The organism is Alkalihalophilus sp. As8PL (assembly GCF_040939795.1).
Taxonomy (GTDB): domain Bacteria; phylum Bacillota; class Bacilli; order Bacillales; family Bacillaceae_D; genus Alkalihalophilus; species Alkalihalophilus lindianensis.
This window is the reverse complement of record NZ_CP162551.1, coordinates 3330403-3345628: the sequence shown is the minus strand read 5'-3', so window position 1 is coordinate 3345628 and position 15226 is coordinate 3330403. Positions and strand designations below refer to the sequence as shown.

At 40.4% G+C, this 15226-nt stretch carries 13 protein-coding genes; 1 reads left to right on the top strand and 12 read right to left on the bottom strand.

The window, feature by feature from the left end:
- Positions 1-2: 2 nt before the first annotated feature.
- Positions 3-3569: a chromosome segregation protein SMC gene (gene smc / locus AB3N04_RS18390; protein ID WP_368504035.1), complete on the bottom strand. Its 3567-nt coding sequence runs from the start codon at positions 3567-3569 to the stop codon at positions 3-5.
- A gap of 178 nt (positions 3570-3747) precedes the next feature.
- Between smc and AB3N04_RS18385 the strand changes: the two genes are divergently transcribed.
- Positions 3748-3972 (top strand): DUF1128 domain-containing protein, encoded by a 225-nt coding sequence (locus AB3N04_RS18385; protein ID WP_047973554.1) that lies wholly within the window; start codon positions 3748-3750, stop codon positions 3970-3972.
- Positions 3973-4019: 47 nt separating this feature from the next.
- On the opposite strand, the gene rnc is transcribed toward AB3N04_RS18385, so the two are convergent.
- From rnc to AB3N04_RS18330, 11 genes are all read right to left on the bottom strand, one after another.
- Positions 4020-4811: a ribonuclease III gene (gene rnc, locus AB3N04_RS18380; protein WP_368504034.1), complete on the bottom strand. Its 792-nt coding sequence runs from the start codon at positions 4809-4811 to the stop codon at positions 4020-4022.
- A gap of 312 nt (positions 4812-5123) precedes the next feature.
- Entirely contained in the window at positions 5124-5357 is a 234-nt protein-coding gene (gene acpP / locus AB3N04_RS18375; protein ID WP_047973553.1) for an acyl carrier protein, read from the bottom strand.
- A 92-nt stretch (positions 5358-5449) separates the two neighbouring features.
- Positions 5450-6193: a 3-oxoacyl-[acyl-carrier-protein] reductase gene (gene fabG / locus AB3N04_RS18370; RefSeq protein ID WP_368506097.1), complete on the bottom strand. Its 744-nt coding sequence runs from the start codon at positions 6191-6193 to the stop codon at positions 5450-5452.
- Positions 6193-7140, bottom strand: a complete 948-nt coding sequence (gene fabD / locus AB3N04_RS18365) for an ACP S-malonyltransferase (protein ID WP_368504033.1) — start codon at positions 7138-7140, stop codon at positions 6193-6195. Before fabD ends, fabG begins: the two co-directional genes overlap by 1 nt.
- 37 nt (positions 7141-7177) lie before the next feature.
- Entirely contained in the window at positions 7178-8170 is a 993-nt protein-coding gene (plsX, locus tag AB3N04_RS18360) for a phosphate acyltransferase PlsX (RefSeq protein WP_368504032.1), read from the bottom strand.
- A gap of 15 nt (positions 8171-8185) precedes the next feature.
- On the bottom strand, positions 8186-8755 hold the full coding sequence (gene fapR / locus AB3N04_RS18355; RefSeq protein ID WP_368504031.1) for a transcription factor FapR: 570 nt from the start codon (positions 8753-8755) through the stop codon (positions 8186-8188).
- A gap of 162 nt (positions 8756-8917) precedes the next feature.
- On the bottom strand, positions 8918-10966 hold the full coding sequence (gene recG / locus AB3N04_RS18350; RefSeq protein ID WP_368504030.1) for an ATP-dependent DNA helicase RecG: 2049 nt from the start codon (positions 10964-10966) through the stop codon (positions 8918-8920).
- Positions 10963-11850 carry an L-serine ammonia-lyase, iron-sulfur-dependent, subunit alpha gene (gene sdaAA, locus AB3N04_RS18345; protein ID WP_317122576.1) on the bottom strand — a complete coding sequence of 296 codons (888 nt, stop codon included), beginning with the start codon at positions 11848-11850 and terminating at the stop codon, positions 10963-10965. Before sdaAA ends, recG begins: the two co-directional genes overlap by 4 nt.
- Positions 11851-11875: 25 nt before the next feature.
- Positions 11876-12538, bottom strand: a complete 663-nt coding sequence (gene sdaAB, locus AB3N04_RS18340) for an L-serine ammonia-lyase, iron-sulfur-dependent subunit beta (RefSeq protein WP_317122575.1) — start codon at positions 12536-12538, stop codon at positions 11876-11878.
- A 113-nt stretch (positions 12539-12651) separates the two neighbouring features.
- Complete coding sequence (locus AB3N04_RS18335) at positions 12652-13509, bottom strand: DegV family protein (protein ID WP_368504029.1); 858 nt, start codon at positions 13507-13509, stop codon at positions 12652-12654.
- Positions 13510-13535: 26 nt separating this feature from the next.
- Positions 13536-15221 carry a DAK2 domain-containing protein gene (locus AB3N04_RS18330; RefSeq protein ID WP_368504028.1) on the bottom strand — a complete coding sequence of 562 codons (1686 nt, stop codon included), beginning with the start codon at positions 15219-15221 and terminating at the stop codon, positions 13536-13538.
- Between the last annotated feature and the right edge of the window lie 5 nt (positions 15222-15226).

The following is a 15226-nucleotide window of genomic DNA, read 5'->3' as shown; positions in this document are numbered from 1 at the left end:
TCCTAGGTTTCCATTAATTGTTTCGTTTCTTCTAGTCTTACTGAAACAAGTCTAGATACTCCAGATTCTTGCATTGTAACACCATATAACACATCGGCTTCTTCCATTGTACCTTTTCGATGAGTAATCACAATAAATTGAGTGGAGTCACTAAAATCTTTTAAATAGTTGGCAAAGCGACTCACATTTGCTTCATCAAGCGCCGCTTCCACTTCATCTAACACACAGAACGGCACAGGACGAACTTTAAGGATCGCAAATAACAAAGCAATCGCCGTTAAAGCACGTTCCCCTCCCGAGAGAAGACCTAAGTGTTGTAACTTCTTCCCAGGTGGTCGGACCATGATTTCGACTCCAGTCTGCAGAAGGTCATCTGCATGGGTCAACACAAGATCCGCTTCTCCGCCACCAAATAACTCTTTAAATACACCTTTAAACTCTTTTTGAATCATAAGATAAGTCTCTTCGAAACGCTTAGTCATCTCAACGTCCATTTCAGTAATGACTTCATGTAACGTCGCTTTGGCTTCTGTAAGATCAGATTGTTGCTCTATCAAAAAGTCATAGCGCTCTCGAACACGCTCATATTCATCAATCGCACCAATGTTCACCGACCCAAGCTCTTCAATCGCTAGTTTGATCAACTTGACTTTCGTACGCGCTTGTTTGGCTTCGATTGTTAAGGTAAAGGATGCACGAGCCGCTTCAAACGATAGTTCATATTCATTTCTCAAGTGGTTCAATCGACTATCTAATTCTACATCTAAGCGGTTTACTCGCACTTCAAGTTGACGACATTCATCAGCAATTAATCGATGTTCACCTTGCTGCATTTTAATGGTGGATTCAAGTTCGATATAAGCATCGTCTATTTCAACCCGCTCTTTTTTCAAATGAGTCAGCTTAGACGCGATGACTTCTTTACGCTGTTTGTTGTGATCAATTCGACTTGATATCGTATCTTCTCCATCCGTACGGTCAGTCGCTTCAATCAACAGAAGGTTCAATTGATCTTCTAAATCAACGATCTCAATATCTAGCTCTTTAAACCGATCTTCCACTTGTTCAGTTTGAATTTTTTGGGCAAGATAACGTTCATTTACGGCTGCATATTCAATTTTCGCTTTATTTAACTCGATTGCAATCGTCTCTTTTGAAAGCTGCTGTTCTTTTTGCCTTTGTTCAAGCTCTTTCATTTGATTTTCGAGCTCCACAACTTTCTTTTTCATTAACGCCTCATTATCAGAGAGTTCACGAAGGCGTTCATCCATCTTCTCAACCTCAGAAGTGAAACTAGATTGTTCACGATCATAGCGGTTAAATCGATCTTCCATGCTATTTGCTTCAAGCTCAAGTTCTCTTAAGAAGCTCTTCGCATTTTGATAAGCCAACCTCGCCTCTTCCCCGGATGCACGAAACTGCTCCATCTCTTCTTCTACGTTCGTCAACTCAACCTTCGTATTCTTCACTTCTTTTTCAAGAGAATAGACTGTTTCTTTCAGCTTAGAAAGCTTCTCGGTTAACTCTTCTAGCTCTCGCTTACGACCTAACAGCGGCGTTTGCTTCTGCTTTATGCTTCCTCCGGTCATCGAACCACCAGGGTTGACGACATCCCCTTCAAGTGTAACGACACGGTATCTGTGATTAGCTAAACGTGCTAAAGCGTTAGCTCCTTCAAGATCGCGTGCGATGATCACTTGTCCAAGGAGTTGGGAGAAGAGTCGCTCATATTGTGAATCATAGGAAAGAAGATCTGAGGCCACACCTATAAAGCTTGATTGTTGCGATAAGGAGTGAAGCAAATGATCAGGTATTTGCCTTTCCTTCATAACAGGTAAAGGCAAAAATGTTGCTCGCCCTAATCGGTTCTGCTTCAAAAAAGCAATAGCTCCCCTTGCATGTTGCTCACTTTGAACGACAATATGTTGAGAAGCTGCACCAAGCGCGATTTCTAAAGCCGTTTCATATTGCTTTGGCACCACCGTTAATTCTGCAACAGCACCGACAATTCCTTCAAGCTTATGATCTCTAGCTTTTAAGATTTCCTTTACACCATGAAAGAATCCAGAGAAATCTGCTTGCATTTCTTCTAGCACTTCTGCCCGTGATTGCATTTTTTGTAAAAGCTGATAGGCTTCATATAATTTTGCTTCTCTTTTTTGATAGCGTGCTTTTAGTTGTTCTAATTTCGTTTGAGAATTACGAAATTGTCCTACATTTTTCTCAAGCTCTGCTTCTTTTTCTAAAAAGATTTTGTGAGCTTCTTCTTGCTTTTTAGCCATTTGTTCTCTACTTGTTAGTAGATCTTCGTTTTCTTCGACTAGTCTTGTTTGCTTAACCGATTGTTGACGTTTTTGTTCTAGTAGGTAATTGCGTTCATTTCGAATGGATGCTTGTTCATTTAATACTTCAATGTAATCGGACTTTAGACGGTCAAGCTCTTCTTCAACATTGACTTCAGTTAGTTTTAACTTTTTTTCATTCGTTTTAATTTGTTCGTATAAAGCCTGAACGCCCGCTTTAGCTTGCTTTACTTTCACTTGCTTTTCTTGCAACTCTAATTCAAGTGTTTCTTTTTGCCCGCGAGCTCGTAGAATCGACTTTTCTAATTGCTCTTTATTTTGAAAAGCATTTTTCTTACGTTCTTTTAATACTTCTCTTTTCCCTTCATTCTTCTCAAGCTCTTCACTAACCTCAAGTAACTCTCCTTGAGCTTTGTTCAATTCTTCGTCCAATTGCTTTGAACGTGTGCGTAACGTCTGCAACTCATTTTCCATTTCAATGAGTTTATGATGTCTTTTTTCATGTTCTTGATGAAGACCTTGTAATTTGTCTTTTTCTTTATTCCATTCTTGGTTAAGCTCTTCAATTTCATTAACCATTAATGCAATTTCAACTTCTTTTAGTTCTTCTTTTTTCTCTAAGTAATCCCTTGCAATGGAGGCTTGAATTTGAAGAGGTTCTACTTGAGCTTTTAACTCATGCAAAATATCTTCTACCCGAATTAAATTCTCCTGTGTCTCGTTCAACCTTTTTTCAGCTTTAACTTTTCGCGTCTTATATTTAAGTACCCCTGCAGCCTCTTCAAAGATCACACGACGATCTTCGGCCTTACTACTTAAAATTTCCTCTACTTTTCCTTGACCGATAATGGAATAGGCTTCACGACCAAGTCCAGAATCTAAAAATAGATCGATGATGTCTTTTAGTCTGCATGATTGTTTATTAATTAAGTACTCACTCTCACCTGAACGGTACACTCGTCTTGTGACACTTACTTCACTATAATCAATCGAAAGATGCTGATCTTCATTGTCTAGAATTAGCGATACTTCTGCATAATTAAGACGCTTACGTGAGTCACTTCCGGCAAAAATGATGTCCTCCATTTTTGACCCACGTAACGATTTTGCAGATTGTTCACCTAAGACCCATCGAACCGCATCTGAAATGTTACTTTTCCCACTCCCATTTGGGCCAACAACAGCTGTAACCCCTGGGACAAATTCAATATTCATCTGTTCTGCAAATGATTTAAATCCTACGACCTCTAGTCGTTTGAGGAACATAATCCTTCCCCCTAACCTAGTTTAACAACTTTCCTATTTTAACATAATAGCTACACGAATACATCCGTCGTTTCTTCTACAGCCTTAACCCTGCAGACAAACGATCAAACGCGATGGGACAAATGTTCAGTCATGTGATACGATATGAATTGACTACTATTTCAGATGAGGTGTATGCATGGACTTATCAACGACTAGCCGTGATAATATTGAATTTATGATTGAAGAAATTAAGCGTAAACTCCAAATAGTAAACGCAGGGGCCCTGAATGCAAAAAGTTTTGATACTGATCAATACGAAGACTTGCGAGATATTTATGAAATGATCATCAAAAAAGATTCCTTCTCTGTAAGTGAACTTGATGCGATTGTTTCAGAACTTGGTAAAATGAGAAAGCGTTAAAATACAAAAAACGTACCAACCCACTTAGGAGTTGGTACGTTTTTTGTTTACGCATCAGACTTCTTACTTAACTTAACCAATGCTTGTTGTGCGGCATGTTGCTCCGCTTCTTTTTTAGACCGACCAGAGCCCACACCTAATGTCTGTTCATTCAGTTGGACCTCTGAAACGAATTCACGATTATGAGCAGGACCTATTTCTTGAACAATCACATATTGGATTTGACCAAGATTATCCCGTTGAATAAATTCTTGCAATTGACTTTTAAAATCCATCATATGAGAAAAAGCACCATCGTTAATTTTAGGATACATCGTTTGACTCAAAAATTTATAAACAGATTCAATTCCTTGATCTAGATAAAGAGCTCCAATAAATGATTCAAATACGTCCGCTAGAAGTGCAGGTCTTGCACGACCACCTGTCATCTCTTCACCCTTGCCTAGCAAGACCAATTTGCCAAAATCAAGGTCTTCTGCAAAGCGAGCAAGTGATGGTTCACAAACGATTGAAGCACGGAGTTTCGTCATTTCTCCTTCACTCATAGAACTAAACTTTTTATATAGAAATTGTGAAACAGCCAGTTCAAGAACTGCGTCTCCTAAAAATTCAAGTCGCTCGTTATCCTGAAACGAGTAGATACGGTGCTCATTCACATAGGATGAATGAGTAAATGCTTGGATTAATAACTTACGGTTTTCAAAAGTCAAATCTATTGTTTCGAGTAATTCATCAAACTGTTTTTTTTGTTCTTCGGTCAATGTGAGGCGACGATTATGGCGCCTACGGTCATAATAATTTGATCTCGGTTTACGATGGTTCTTAGAAGATTGCGGCATGTTGACCTCCAACACTTTGAAAATTTGCTATATATACAGGTCTTCCCCTGCTTTTGTAAAGCAAGAGGCTGGGACAAAAGTATTTTAACTTATGGAAAATCGAACATTAATGATGCGGTCTATGTAGACCGCTCCTGAATTATACTTCGCTTTCCGCGGGAAGCTGGTGAGCCTCCTCGTGCTACGCACTGTGGGGTCTCACCTCTGCTTTTCATCCCGCAGGAGGTCTACGTATATTTCATCCGCTCATTTAGCGCTTCGTTCGTATCCTGAGTTAAACCTCTTAGATATGTCCCAGCCCCTCCTCACCACTTACTGACGGCTGTTTATGTAATCAACGACATCAGCAACAGTCGAAATTTTCTCTGCTTCTTCATCAGAAATTTCTAGATCAAACTCATCTTCAAGCTCCATTACAAGCTCCACAACATCTAATGAATCTGCCCCTAAATCATCTTTGAAAGAAGCTGCAGGTTTTACGTCTGCTTCCTCCACACCTAAACGATCAACAACGATCGCGGTTACACGTGATAATGTATCTGCCATGTACGTTCACCCCCTCTCAAGTAGTTGTTAAAAGCTAGATGAATTTTAACGGTAACATGTGGATATGTCAATACCGAAAAATCCTTCTCCCTTTACTGCATGACCATTCCACCATCGACATTTAATGTTTGACCAGTCATATACGCGGCATCGTCAGTCGCTAAGAAACGAACAACTGATGCAATATGTTCTGGCTTACCTAGTGAACCAAGTGGGATTTGTCCCAGCATCTGAGCTTTCATTTCATCCGTTAATTCATCTGTCATATCTGTTGTGATAAAGCCTGGAGCGACTGCGTTTACTAAAATGTTACGATTAGCAAGCTCACGTGCCATCGTTTTCGTCAAACCAATGACACCCGCTTTAGCAGCAACGTAATTTGCTTGGCCTGCATTCCCAAGAATCCCCACAACAGATGCCACATTGATAATCCGACCATACCGTTGCTTCATCATCTGACGTGTTACGGCTTTAGAGCAATTAAATACACCTTTAAGGTTCGTATTAATGACTACATCCCAGTCTTCTTCCTTCATTCTCATCAATAAGTTATCACGTGTGATACCAGCGTTATTCACTAAAATATCAACGCGACCAAAAGCCTCAATCGTCTCTTTGATCATCGCTTGTACACTTTCTGAATTGGCAACATCCGCTTGTATTGCTAGAGCATCTACCCCAAGTTCTTTACAAGAGGCCACAACTCCCTCTGCACGTTCGACACTACCTGCATAATTGACAACAACATGAGCGCCGTTACGAGCAAGCTCAAGCGCAATAGCCTTTCCAATTCCTCTTGAAGCACCGGTTACCACGGCAACTTTTCCTTGTAGCATCATTCTGTCACTCCTTCTAGTTTTTCAATCACCTTATGCAAGCTTTCACGATCATTTACTGCAAACGCTTGTGAGCGGCGATTTACTTTTTTCACTAGTCCAGTAAGCACATTTCCTGAACCAACTTCGATAAATGTATCGACACCTTGATCTAATAATGTACGAATTGTCTCTTCCCATCTCACTGTAGAATAGACTTGTTCTACTAATTTAACTTTAATCTCATCGGCATTTGTTTGTTCCTTTGCTGTCACATTGGAAATAACTGGAATGGATGCATCTGAGATCGTAAGCTCATCAAGGATCGCAGCTAATTTATCCGCAGCTGGTTTCATTAATGAGGAATGAAACGGTCCACTTACTTGAAGAGGAATAACACGTTTAGCTCCCTTTTCTTTAGCAAGCTCACTAGCAAGTGATACCCCCTCACTTGAACCTGAGATAACAATTTGCCCCGGACAATTCAAGTTTGCAAGTTCTGCAACATGTCCTTGTGATTGAACCTCCTTGCACACTTCCTCTAATGCTTCTACGGTCATACCAAGTACCGCAGCCATTGCTCCTTCTCCAAATGGCACAGCTTCTTCCATGAACAACCCACGATTACGAACTGCATAAACTGCATCCTCAAAAGAAAGAGCACGAGCAGCAACCAGTGCGCTATATTCGCCTAAACTATGTCCTGCGACATAATCAGGTGAGATGTTTGCTTCTTTTAATAACTCTAAAACGGCCACACTCATCGTAACAAGAGCTGGTTGAGTATGCTCAGTACGACGAAGTTTCTCTTCAGGGCCATTAGCCATGATTTCTGATAGGGAATACCCTAATCTCTGATCTGCACGTGTGAAAATCTCTTTGCATGCAGCTTCTGTTTCTACTAAGTCTACTCCCATTCCTACTGCTTGTGAACCTTGACCTGGAAATAAAAAAGCAATTTTCCTCATAAGCTTCCTCCTGCTTCTACTTATTACGAGTGAACGTCTACTCTGATTTTAACTTTGACACTTCTTTTTCAATAATCACTGTTACTTGTTGCTCAACCATTTCACGCGCTTGTCTAATCGCATGAAAGATAGCGACTTCATCAGATGAACCATGCGCTTTAATAACGGGCGCCTTTAAGCCATATAGGCCCGCACCACCGTATTCAGAATAACTTAATTGACTCTTAATATCTTTAAAGCTTGATTTAAGCATACCAGCTGCAAGTTTATTCTTAACAGATTTCGTTAATTCTTGTTTCAACAAAGAAAATAAAGTTCCTGCGGTTCCTTCAATCGTCTTTAAGACAAGATTCCCTGCAAACCCGTCACATACGACAACATCTGCTACACCGTTCATTAAATCACGAGCTTCAACATTACCTATAAAATTAAAACCGGCCGATTCGAGCATCGGAAAAGCTTCTTTCGTCAAATCATTTCCTTTTCCGGCCTCAGTGCCCACATTTAATAATCCAATTCGAGGCTTTGTAACCTTTTGAACTTTTTCCATATATGTATTACCTATAATTGCATACTGAAGCAATTGTTCAGGCTTTGCATCCATATTCGCTCCGACATCAAGTAACAAAAAGCCATTCCCATCAAGTGTAGGTAGCATTGGTGATAGGGCAGGGCGATCGATACCTTTAATACGACCGACATGTAAAAGTCCAGCTGTCATTAACGCTCCAGTATTTCCAGCAGAAATACTTGCATCTGCACGACTTTCTCTTACTTCGCGCACCGCCAAAACCATTGATGCCTCTTTTTTTCGTCTGACAGCTGTAGTAGGTTGGTCCGTGTCTTCAATCTTTTCAGTTGTATGTAAAACAGTAATGTTCGTATCGTTTTTAAGATAAGGAACAATTTTAGCTTCATCCCCTACGAGAGTTATCTCTACATCTGAGAAAGCTTTAACTGCTTGCTGCGCTGCCAATACTTGTGCTTTAGGCGCATTGTCTCCACCCATGGCATCAATCGCAATTTTCATTCCGCATTCTCCTTTTTACTTCGTTACTGAAACATCATTATTGCGGTACATCACAAATTCACCCGAGAAGACGAGCTCTTGTTCAACAAAACTTTCGACCTCCACATGGGTGCGATCCAGTTCATTTCCAATGACTCGAGCTTTGGCTATCACTCTTTCTTCTGCTTTTACTTGTCTTGTAAACCGTATGGTTGCACTTTGGGTTAATGCTAATGGATCGTCAATAATGGCAACAGCAAGCGAATTCGCTTGTGCAAATAAATGATGGCCTCTTGCAATGCCTGAACGAGTAAAGACATGTTCTGATTGGATATCTAATATAGAGATCGCTCGCTCATCTAATTGTAAGTCAACAATCTCCCCTATTACTTCATCAGGTTGTAATGCCCTCACATCATCTAGTTGCTGCTTAGCAACATCTTTAATTCTTTCTCTAAGTTCAGGGATTGCAAGTTCCATCCGATCAAGCCTAATCGTTTGGATACTTACAGAGAAACGCTTGGCAAGCTCTTCATCGGTCATGAAAGGATTACTAGCTAGCGTTTCTTGTAAAATTGATTGGCGTTCTTTTTTACGTCGTTTCATAAAAAGCACTACCACCCTTTACCTAGCTGCAACCACCACTTTTGATTCTACTTTCAAAAAGAGAACGATGTGACGTTCGCAACCTCATTGGTTACTAATCTGATCTTTTATATGACTAGGTACTAAGAGTAGTATATAATTGACGCTTTGCAATTTCAATAGTTAATCAAGCTTTTGACCATCAAAGACGCCCGATTGTTCTAAATATTTTCGGAAGTAGTAGAATGAAGGCTCTTCCCAAAAGTTAGGTTGATTAACGATTTCGGCTGCATCTCCTCTCGCCACTTCAAGTGCTCGGTAATCATGAACGACATCTGCTACTTTAAAATCAGGAAGTCCACTTTGTTTAGCGCCAAAGAAATCACCCGGTCCACGGAGTTCGAGATCTCTTTCAGATAAGACGAAACCATCATTTGTTTCCGTCATAATTCTCATCCGCTCTTTCCCAACTTCTGATTTAGGGTCAGCCAACAAAATACAGTAGGATTGGGCCTCACCACGGCCAACTCGACCTCTTAATTGGTGAAGTTGAGCAAGTCCAAACCTCTCGGCATCATAGATGACCATAACGGTTGCATTTGGAACATTTACACCGACCTCAACGACTGTTGTTGAAACCAATACTTGCGTTTGATTTTGACTAAATGCTTCCATCACTTCATCTTTTTCACTTGAATGAAGCCTACCATGCATCAGCCCAACGGCAAACTTGCCTTGAAAATGCTGTTGCAAAATCATGTGTACATCAATTGCATTTTGTACATCAAGCTTTTCAGATTCCTCAATTAATGGGCAGATCACATAAGCTTGTCTTCCTGCTTTTAATTCTTTTTCAATAAAAGTGAGCACCCTTTCCAACATATCATGCTTTGCCCAGTAGGTCTCAATCACTTTTCGACCAGCTGGCATCTCATCAATGATAGATACATCCATATCACCAAATACAGAGATGGCGAGCGTTCTAGGGATAGGAGTCGCTGTCATAAATAAAACATCTGGATGTTCTCCTTTATCACGGAGAACTCTACGCTGCTCTACCCCAAAACGGTGCTGCTCATCTGTGATCACTAACCCTAAATCATTAAAAATGACATCATCTTGTATTAAAGCGTGCGTGCCTACAACAATATGGAGCTCACCAGCTTGCAGTCTCTCTAATCTTTCTCTTCTCTTCTTGCCTTTTATAGAACCAGAGAGTAACTCAACCTGAATGCCAAATGGTTCAAGCAACGGTTTAAGGGAAGAAACATGTTGTTCGGCTAATATTTCTGTTGGAACCATAAGAGCTGCTTGTTTGCCTGCATTCACCACTCCATACATTGATACGGCTGCTACTACTGTTTTCCCAGAACCAACATCCCCCTGAAGGAGACGATTCATACGATAATCAGATTCTATGTCCTTTAAAATATCACCGATTACACGCTCTTGTGCACCTGTAAGTGGGAAAGGCAACCTCTTTACAAATTGCGACACTTTGCCACGATCAAGCTTTAATGCTTCTCCAACCGTTTGCTCACGATTTATTTTTCGATAGGCTTGCATTTTAAGTTGAAAGAATAGAAACTCTTCATACACCATTCTTCTTCTTGCATGCTTTGTCGCCTCGTCTTTAGATGGATAATGAAGGCGATAGATGGCCTCTTTTTTTGAAGGCAGCTTGTACTTTTCTAAAAATGATGGCGGAAGCGGTTCAGGAATGTCATCCGCAAATTGTTGCATCGCTTGGTAAATATATTTCTTCAATGATTTTGATGTTAATTTTCCAGAAACAGAATAGATCGGCACAACCGTTTGCTCTTTCTCTACTCGTCCAGGGTGACATTCACTTCCTGCTATCGTCATCCGATGTTGATCCCACTTCCCAGTCACCGTCACCTCTTGACCTATTTGAAAATATTTCTTTAAAAAGGCACGATTAAAAAAAGTTACCGTAATCAAAATTTGATTGACTAGAAGTCGAACGGACAGGCGATTTTTCTTTTTTCCATAATAACGTATAGAGGGTTCACTTTGAACGATTCCAACGATGGTCACTCTTTCATCATGCGCAACATCTTGAAGATCCTTTAATTGATAATCTTCATAACGGAAAGGGAAATGCTCAATTAAGTCTCCAACCGTAAAGATGCGCATCCCTTCCATTTGTTTGGCTGTTTCATCACCAATTCCCTTCACTTCAGTCACTGGCAAATTCATTGCTTGGTTCATTTTTTATCAAGCGACACACCAAATATTTTTGCTTCTAACTCACGTCCTGTAGGTGTCGCCGCTAAACCTCCTTGCGCCGTTTCGCGTAGAGCCTCTGGCATTGTTTGGCCAATTTTATACATAGCATCAATCACTTCGTCACAAGGAATACGACTTGTAATACCTGCTAAGGCCATGTCTGCTGCAACAATCGCATTAGATGCCCCCATTGCATTACGCTTCACACAGGGTACTTCTACTAATCCTGCTACAGGATCACATACAAGACCGAGCATATTTTTCAGCGCAATCGCCATAGCTTCTGCTGATTGACTCGGTGTGCCTCCCGCTAGTTCCACTAAAGCTGCTGCAGCCATTCCTGTTGCAGAACCAACTTCCGCTTGACACCCACCCGCTGCTCCTGAAATCGATGCATTATTAGCAACAACAAACCCAAAAGCACCTGCTACAAATAAATAACCAATCATCTCGTCTTCTGTGGGGTTCAACTTATTTTTTAAACCAAATAACACACCAGGTACCACTCCAGCTGCACCAGCTGTCGGTGTAGCACAGATCGTACCCATCGCCGCATTGACTTCATTGGTAGCCACCGCTTTACTTACTGCATCAAGAAGGACATCACTCGAGAGGTAGTTCCCCTTTTTAATGTAGTCTTGTAACTTAACTGCATCTCCACCTGTTAATCCAGAAACCGATCGAACATTTTCAGAAATTCCTCTTTCCACAGCCGCTTCCATCACCTTAAGATTTTCTTTCATTTGATTGATGACCACTTCTTTTGACTTGCCACTCACTTCAACCTCTTGTCTAACCATCACTTCGGATAATGGAATCCCTTGCGATTCTGCTAACTCGACAAGCTCAGCTACATTACGAAACATCTTCATTCCTCCTTATATAGACACCTTAATCGTGAATCTTCGTTACTTTTTCGATATTCGGTAATGCTTCAAGCTCCTTTAGAATAGGGTCCTCAACATTTTGATCTACTTCAATCACCATGAGAGCTTCTTTCCCTTTTTCTTTTCTGGAGACTTCCATATGGCCAATATTAATTTCGTGCTTAGCTAAAACGTTCGAGACGCCAGCAATCACCCCGTAACGATCATTATGTACAACTAAGATAGCAGGATGATTCCCAGATAACCTAAGTTCAAACCCGTTCAACTCGATGATTTCAATTTTACCCCCACCAATAGATATACCCACTAACTCGATTTTACTATCTTCTTTTGTTAGGACAACCTTTGCAGTATTGGGGTGATCAGTTAGTGCTTCTTCTTCATGAAAGTGAATATCGATACCTGTTTCCTTCGCTATTGTAAGCGCATTCGTAATCCGAGAATCGAATGTATCAAAATCTAGAATTCCACCAACAATGGCCACATCCGTACCGTGTCCTCGATAGGTTTTAGCAAATGATCCATAAAAATAAATATCTGCACGGTCTGGTACTTCTGCAAATAACGTTCTAGCAACTCTTCCAATTCTCGCTGCACCAGCAGTGTGTGAACTAGAAGGTCCAATCATAATCGGCCCGATGATATCAAAGACAGTACGATACTTCATAGCTATTCCTCCTAAAGTCATCCTTTTTCATCAGTAGCACTCGACATGTTCTACTCGTTAAAAAGAAAAATATCCCTACCTAGCTATGGAGTAGGTAGGAATATCCTTATATGTTATTCGGCTTTGGTTACGGATAGGGCAACCGTCCCTGGACCGACATGCGCCCCAATAACTGCGCCAATATCGGTGATCACTTCTGATGCTACATTGAATTCTTCACTCATTCGCGTCTGAATTTCTTTGGCAAGATCTTCATTCACAGCATGAGACACACCAATATGAACAAGGTCTTGTCCGTATTGTCCCTTTAGAGTTTCAATAATACGACTTAATGCTTTCTTTTGACCACGGACCTTTTCAAAAGGGTATACTTCTCCTTCTTTCGTTAAACTAAGGATTGGCTTAATTTTAAGAAGTGAGCCAAGCATCGCTGAGGCCTTACCGATGCGTCCGTTTTTCTGTAAAAAATCAAGAGTATCCACTAAAAAATACACAGTAGTATCATTTAATAATGATTCAAGACGAGCAAGACATTCTGAAGTGGACTTACCTTCTTGAGCCATTTTAGCAATTTCTACAACAATAATTCCAATCGCGTATGATGCACGCTTAGAATCAATCACATGTAATTGTTCGGCTTGATCAAATGACTGTTTTGCAATCATTGCTGCCTGATAGGTTCCACTCATTTTTGAGGATAAGTGGATGGAAATAATCGTTGTATCTTCCTCTGTTAAGATCTCACGATACAACTCTTCAAATTGATAAGGCGTCGGCTGTGAGGTTGAAGGGATACGATCTTCCTTCGTGATTTTTTCATAGAATTCTTTCGATGTTAAAGTCACACCATCCTGGTATACCTCATTTTCTGCAAAGATTACATTTAATGGGATAACCGTTATGTTTAATTCTTCGACTAATTCAGTTGGTATATCAGCGGTACTATCAGTTACGACTACTACTTTCGCCATATTATCCACTCCCTGCATGTCACACGTTATTCAACTGAGAAAATATACGAATAAAGTGGTTGATTCCCTAAATGGATATCCACTTCAACTTCAGGGTACTCACTTTCAATATACGCAACAAGCTCATCCGTCTGTTTGTTTGTTGCATCTTCACCTTGGAGGATGGTAATAATTTCACTATCCTCTTCAATCAAAGTTTGAAGTAGCTCTTTTGTAACCTCGACCATTTCAGGACCTGAGCTAACGATCTTTTTCTCAGCAATTCCCATGAAATCATCTTTTTTAATGTCAATTCCATCGATATTTGTATCACGAACTGCATATGTGACTTGTCCTGTTTTAACCAGTGACATGGCGCCTTTCATACCTTCAGCATTATCTTCTAGAGCTTGTGCTGGGTTAAATGATAGAAGAGCTGCCAGACCTTGTGGAACTGTCTTTGAAGGGACAACAATTGCATCCGCATCAACAACTTGCGCTGCTTGCTCTGCTGCCATGATGATATTCCCATTATTAGGTAGGATGATAACCTTTTCAGCATTTACTTCTTCAATCGCCTTTACGATATCCTCTGTACTTGGATTCATCGTTTGGCCACCTTGAATCACAGCACTTGCACCTAATCCTTTAAATAATTGAGCTATCCCATCGCCCATAGAAACCGTTACAATACCGTATTCAGTTTTTTCTTTAGGTTTAGTAGCAGTAGCTTGTTCAGATCCATAAACAGCTTTCGTTTCATCTAATAGATGTGTGTGCTGCTCACGCATATTTTCAATCTTAATATTAATTAAGTTTCCGAAGCGTTGTGCTTTGGTTAGGACCGTCCCTGGTTCTTCAGCATGAATATGCACTTTTAGTAAATCTTCATCCGAAACAACTAAAAGGGAATCTCCGTGCTCACTTAATTCATGACGAAACGCTGTTTCATCAAATGGGTTATCAGACAACTTCTCGTCTTCAAATCGAACCATTACTTCTGTACAATATCCAAATTCGATATCTTCAGTAGACATGTGACTTTGTGCATTATGGTGCTCAATCTTCACAAGGTCCTCCATTAACGGTTCTTCTGGAAGAGAATCAGATAGCTCCTCTCCTTTTAAGACTGCTAGGAAGCCTTCATAAATATACACTAAGCCTTGTCCACCAGAATCAACCACCCCTACTTCTTTTAAAACAGGAAGTAGGTCTGGTGTTCTCTTTAAGGATTGTTTTGCCTCTTTTAGTACTTCATCCATTAACGCTATAACGTCTTTTTCATGCTTAGCCACTTTAACAGCATGTTTGGCAGCATCTTTTGCTACGGTTAAAATCGTACCCTCAACAGGCTTCATAACAGCTTTATAAGCTGTTTCCACACCATGTTCAAATGCTTTTGCTAAATCAAGTGCGTTAATCGATTCTTTTCCTTCTACGTCCTTTGAAAAGCCACGGAACAACTGAGATAATATCACCCCTGAGTTCCCACGTGCTCCCATAAGGAGACCTTTTGCAAAAGAGGCAGCGACCTTACCTGCATCATCACTAACTTGAGTTTTAACTTCCTTTACACCAGAGGTAATCGATAAATTCATATTCGTTCCCGTATCACCATCTGGAACAGGGAATACATTTAGTGAATCAACCACTTTAACATGCTTTGATAAATTAGCTGCCCCTTCGACAAACATGTGGGCAAGTTTTTTTCCTTCAATCAAATTTACTGACACAACAA

What these genes read in the sequence shown, in the direction of transcription:
- smc (WP_368504035.1), bottom strand. Translation starts at nt 3,569, where the DNA reads ATGTTCCTCAAACGACTAGAGGTCGTAGGATTTAAATCATTTGCAGAA.
- AB3N04_RS18385 (WP_047973554.1), top strand. Translation starts at nt 3,748, where the DNA reads ATGGACTTATCAACGACTAGCCGTGATAATATTGAATTTATGATTGAA.
- rnc (WP_368504034.1), bottom strand. Translation starts at nt 4,811, where the DNA reads ATGCCGCAATCTTCTAAGAACCATCGTAAACCGAGATCAAATTATTAT.
- acpP (WP_047973553.1), bottom strand. Translation starts at nt 5,357, where the DNA reads ATGGCAGATACATTATCACGTGTAACCGCGATCGTTGTTGATCGTTTA.
- fabG (WP_368506097.1), bottom strand. Translation starts at nt 6,193, where the DNA reads ATGCTACAAGGAAAAGTTGCCGTGGTAACCGGTGCTTCAAGAGGAATT.
- fabD (WP_368504033.1), bottom strand. Translation starts at nt 7,140, where the DNA reads ATGAGGAAAATTGCTTTTTTATTTCCAGGTCAAGGTTCACAAGCAGTA.
- plsX (WP_368504032.1), bottom strand. Translation starts at nt 8,170, where the DNA reads ATGAAAATTGCGATTGATGCCATGGGTGGAGACAATGCGCCTAAAGCA.
- fapR (WP_368504031.1), bottom strand. Translation starts at nt 8,755, where the DNA reads ATGAAACGACGTAAAAAAGAACGCCAATCAATTTTACAAGAAACGCTA.
- recG (WP_368504030.1), bottom strand. Translation starts at nt 10,966, where the DNA reads ATGAACCAAGCAATGAATTTGCCAGTGACTGAAGTGAAGGGAATTGGT.
- sdaAA (WP_317122576.1), bottom strand. Translation starts at nt 11,850, where the DNA reads ATGTTTCGTAATGTAGCTGAGCTTGTCGAGTTAGCAGAATCGCAAGGG.
- sdaAB (WP_317122575.1), bottom strand. Translation starts at nt 12,538, where the DNA reads ATGAAGTATCGTACTGTCTTTGATATCATCGGGCCGATTATGATTGGA.
- AB3N04_RS18335 (WP_368504029.1), bottom strand. Translation starts at nt 13,509, where the DNA reads ATGGCGAAAGTAGTAGTCGTAACTGATAGTACCGCTGATATACCAACT.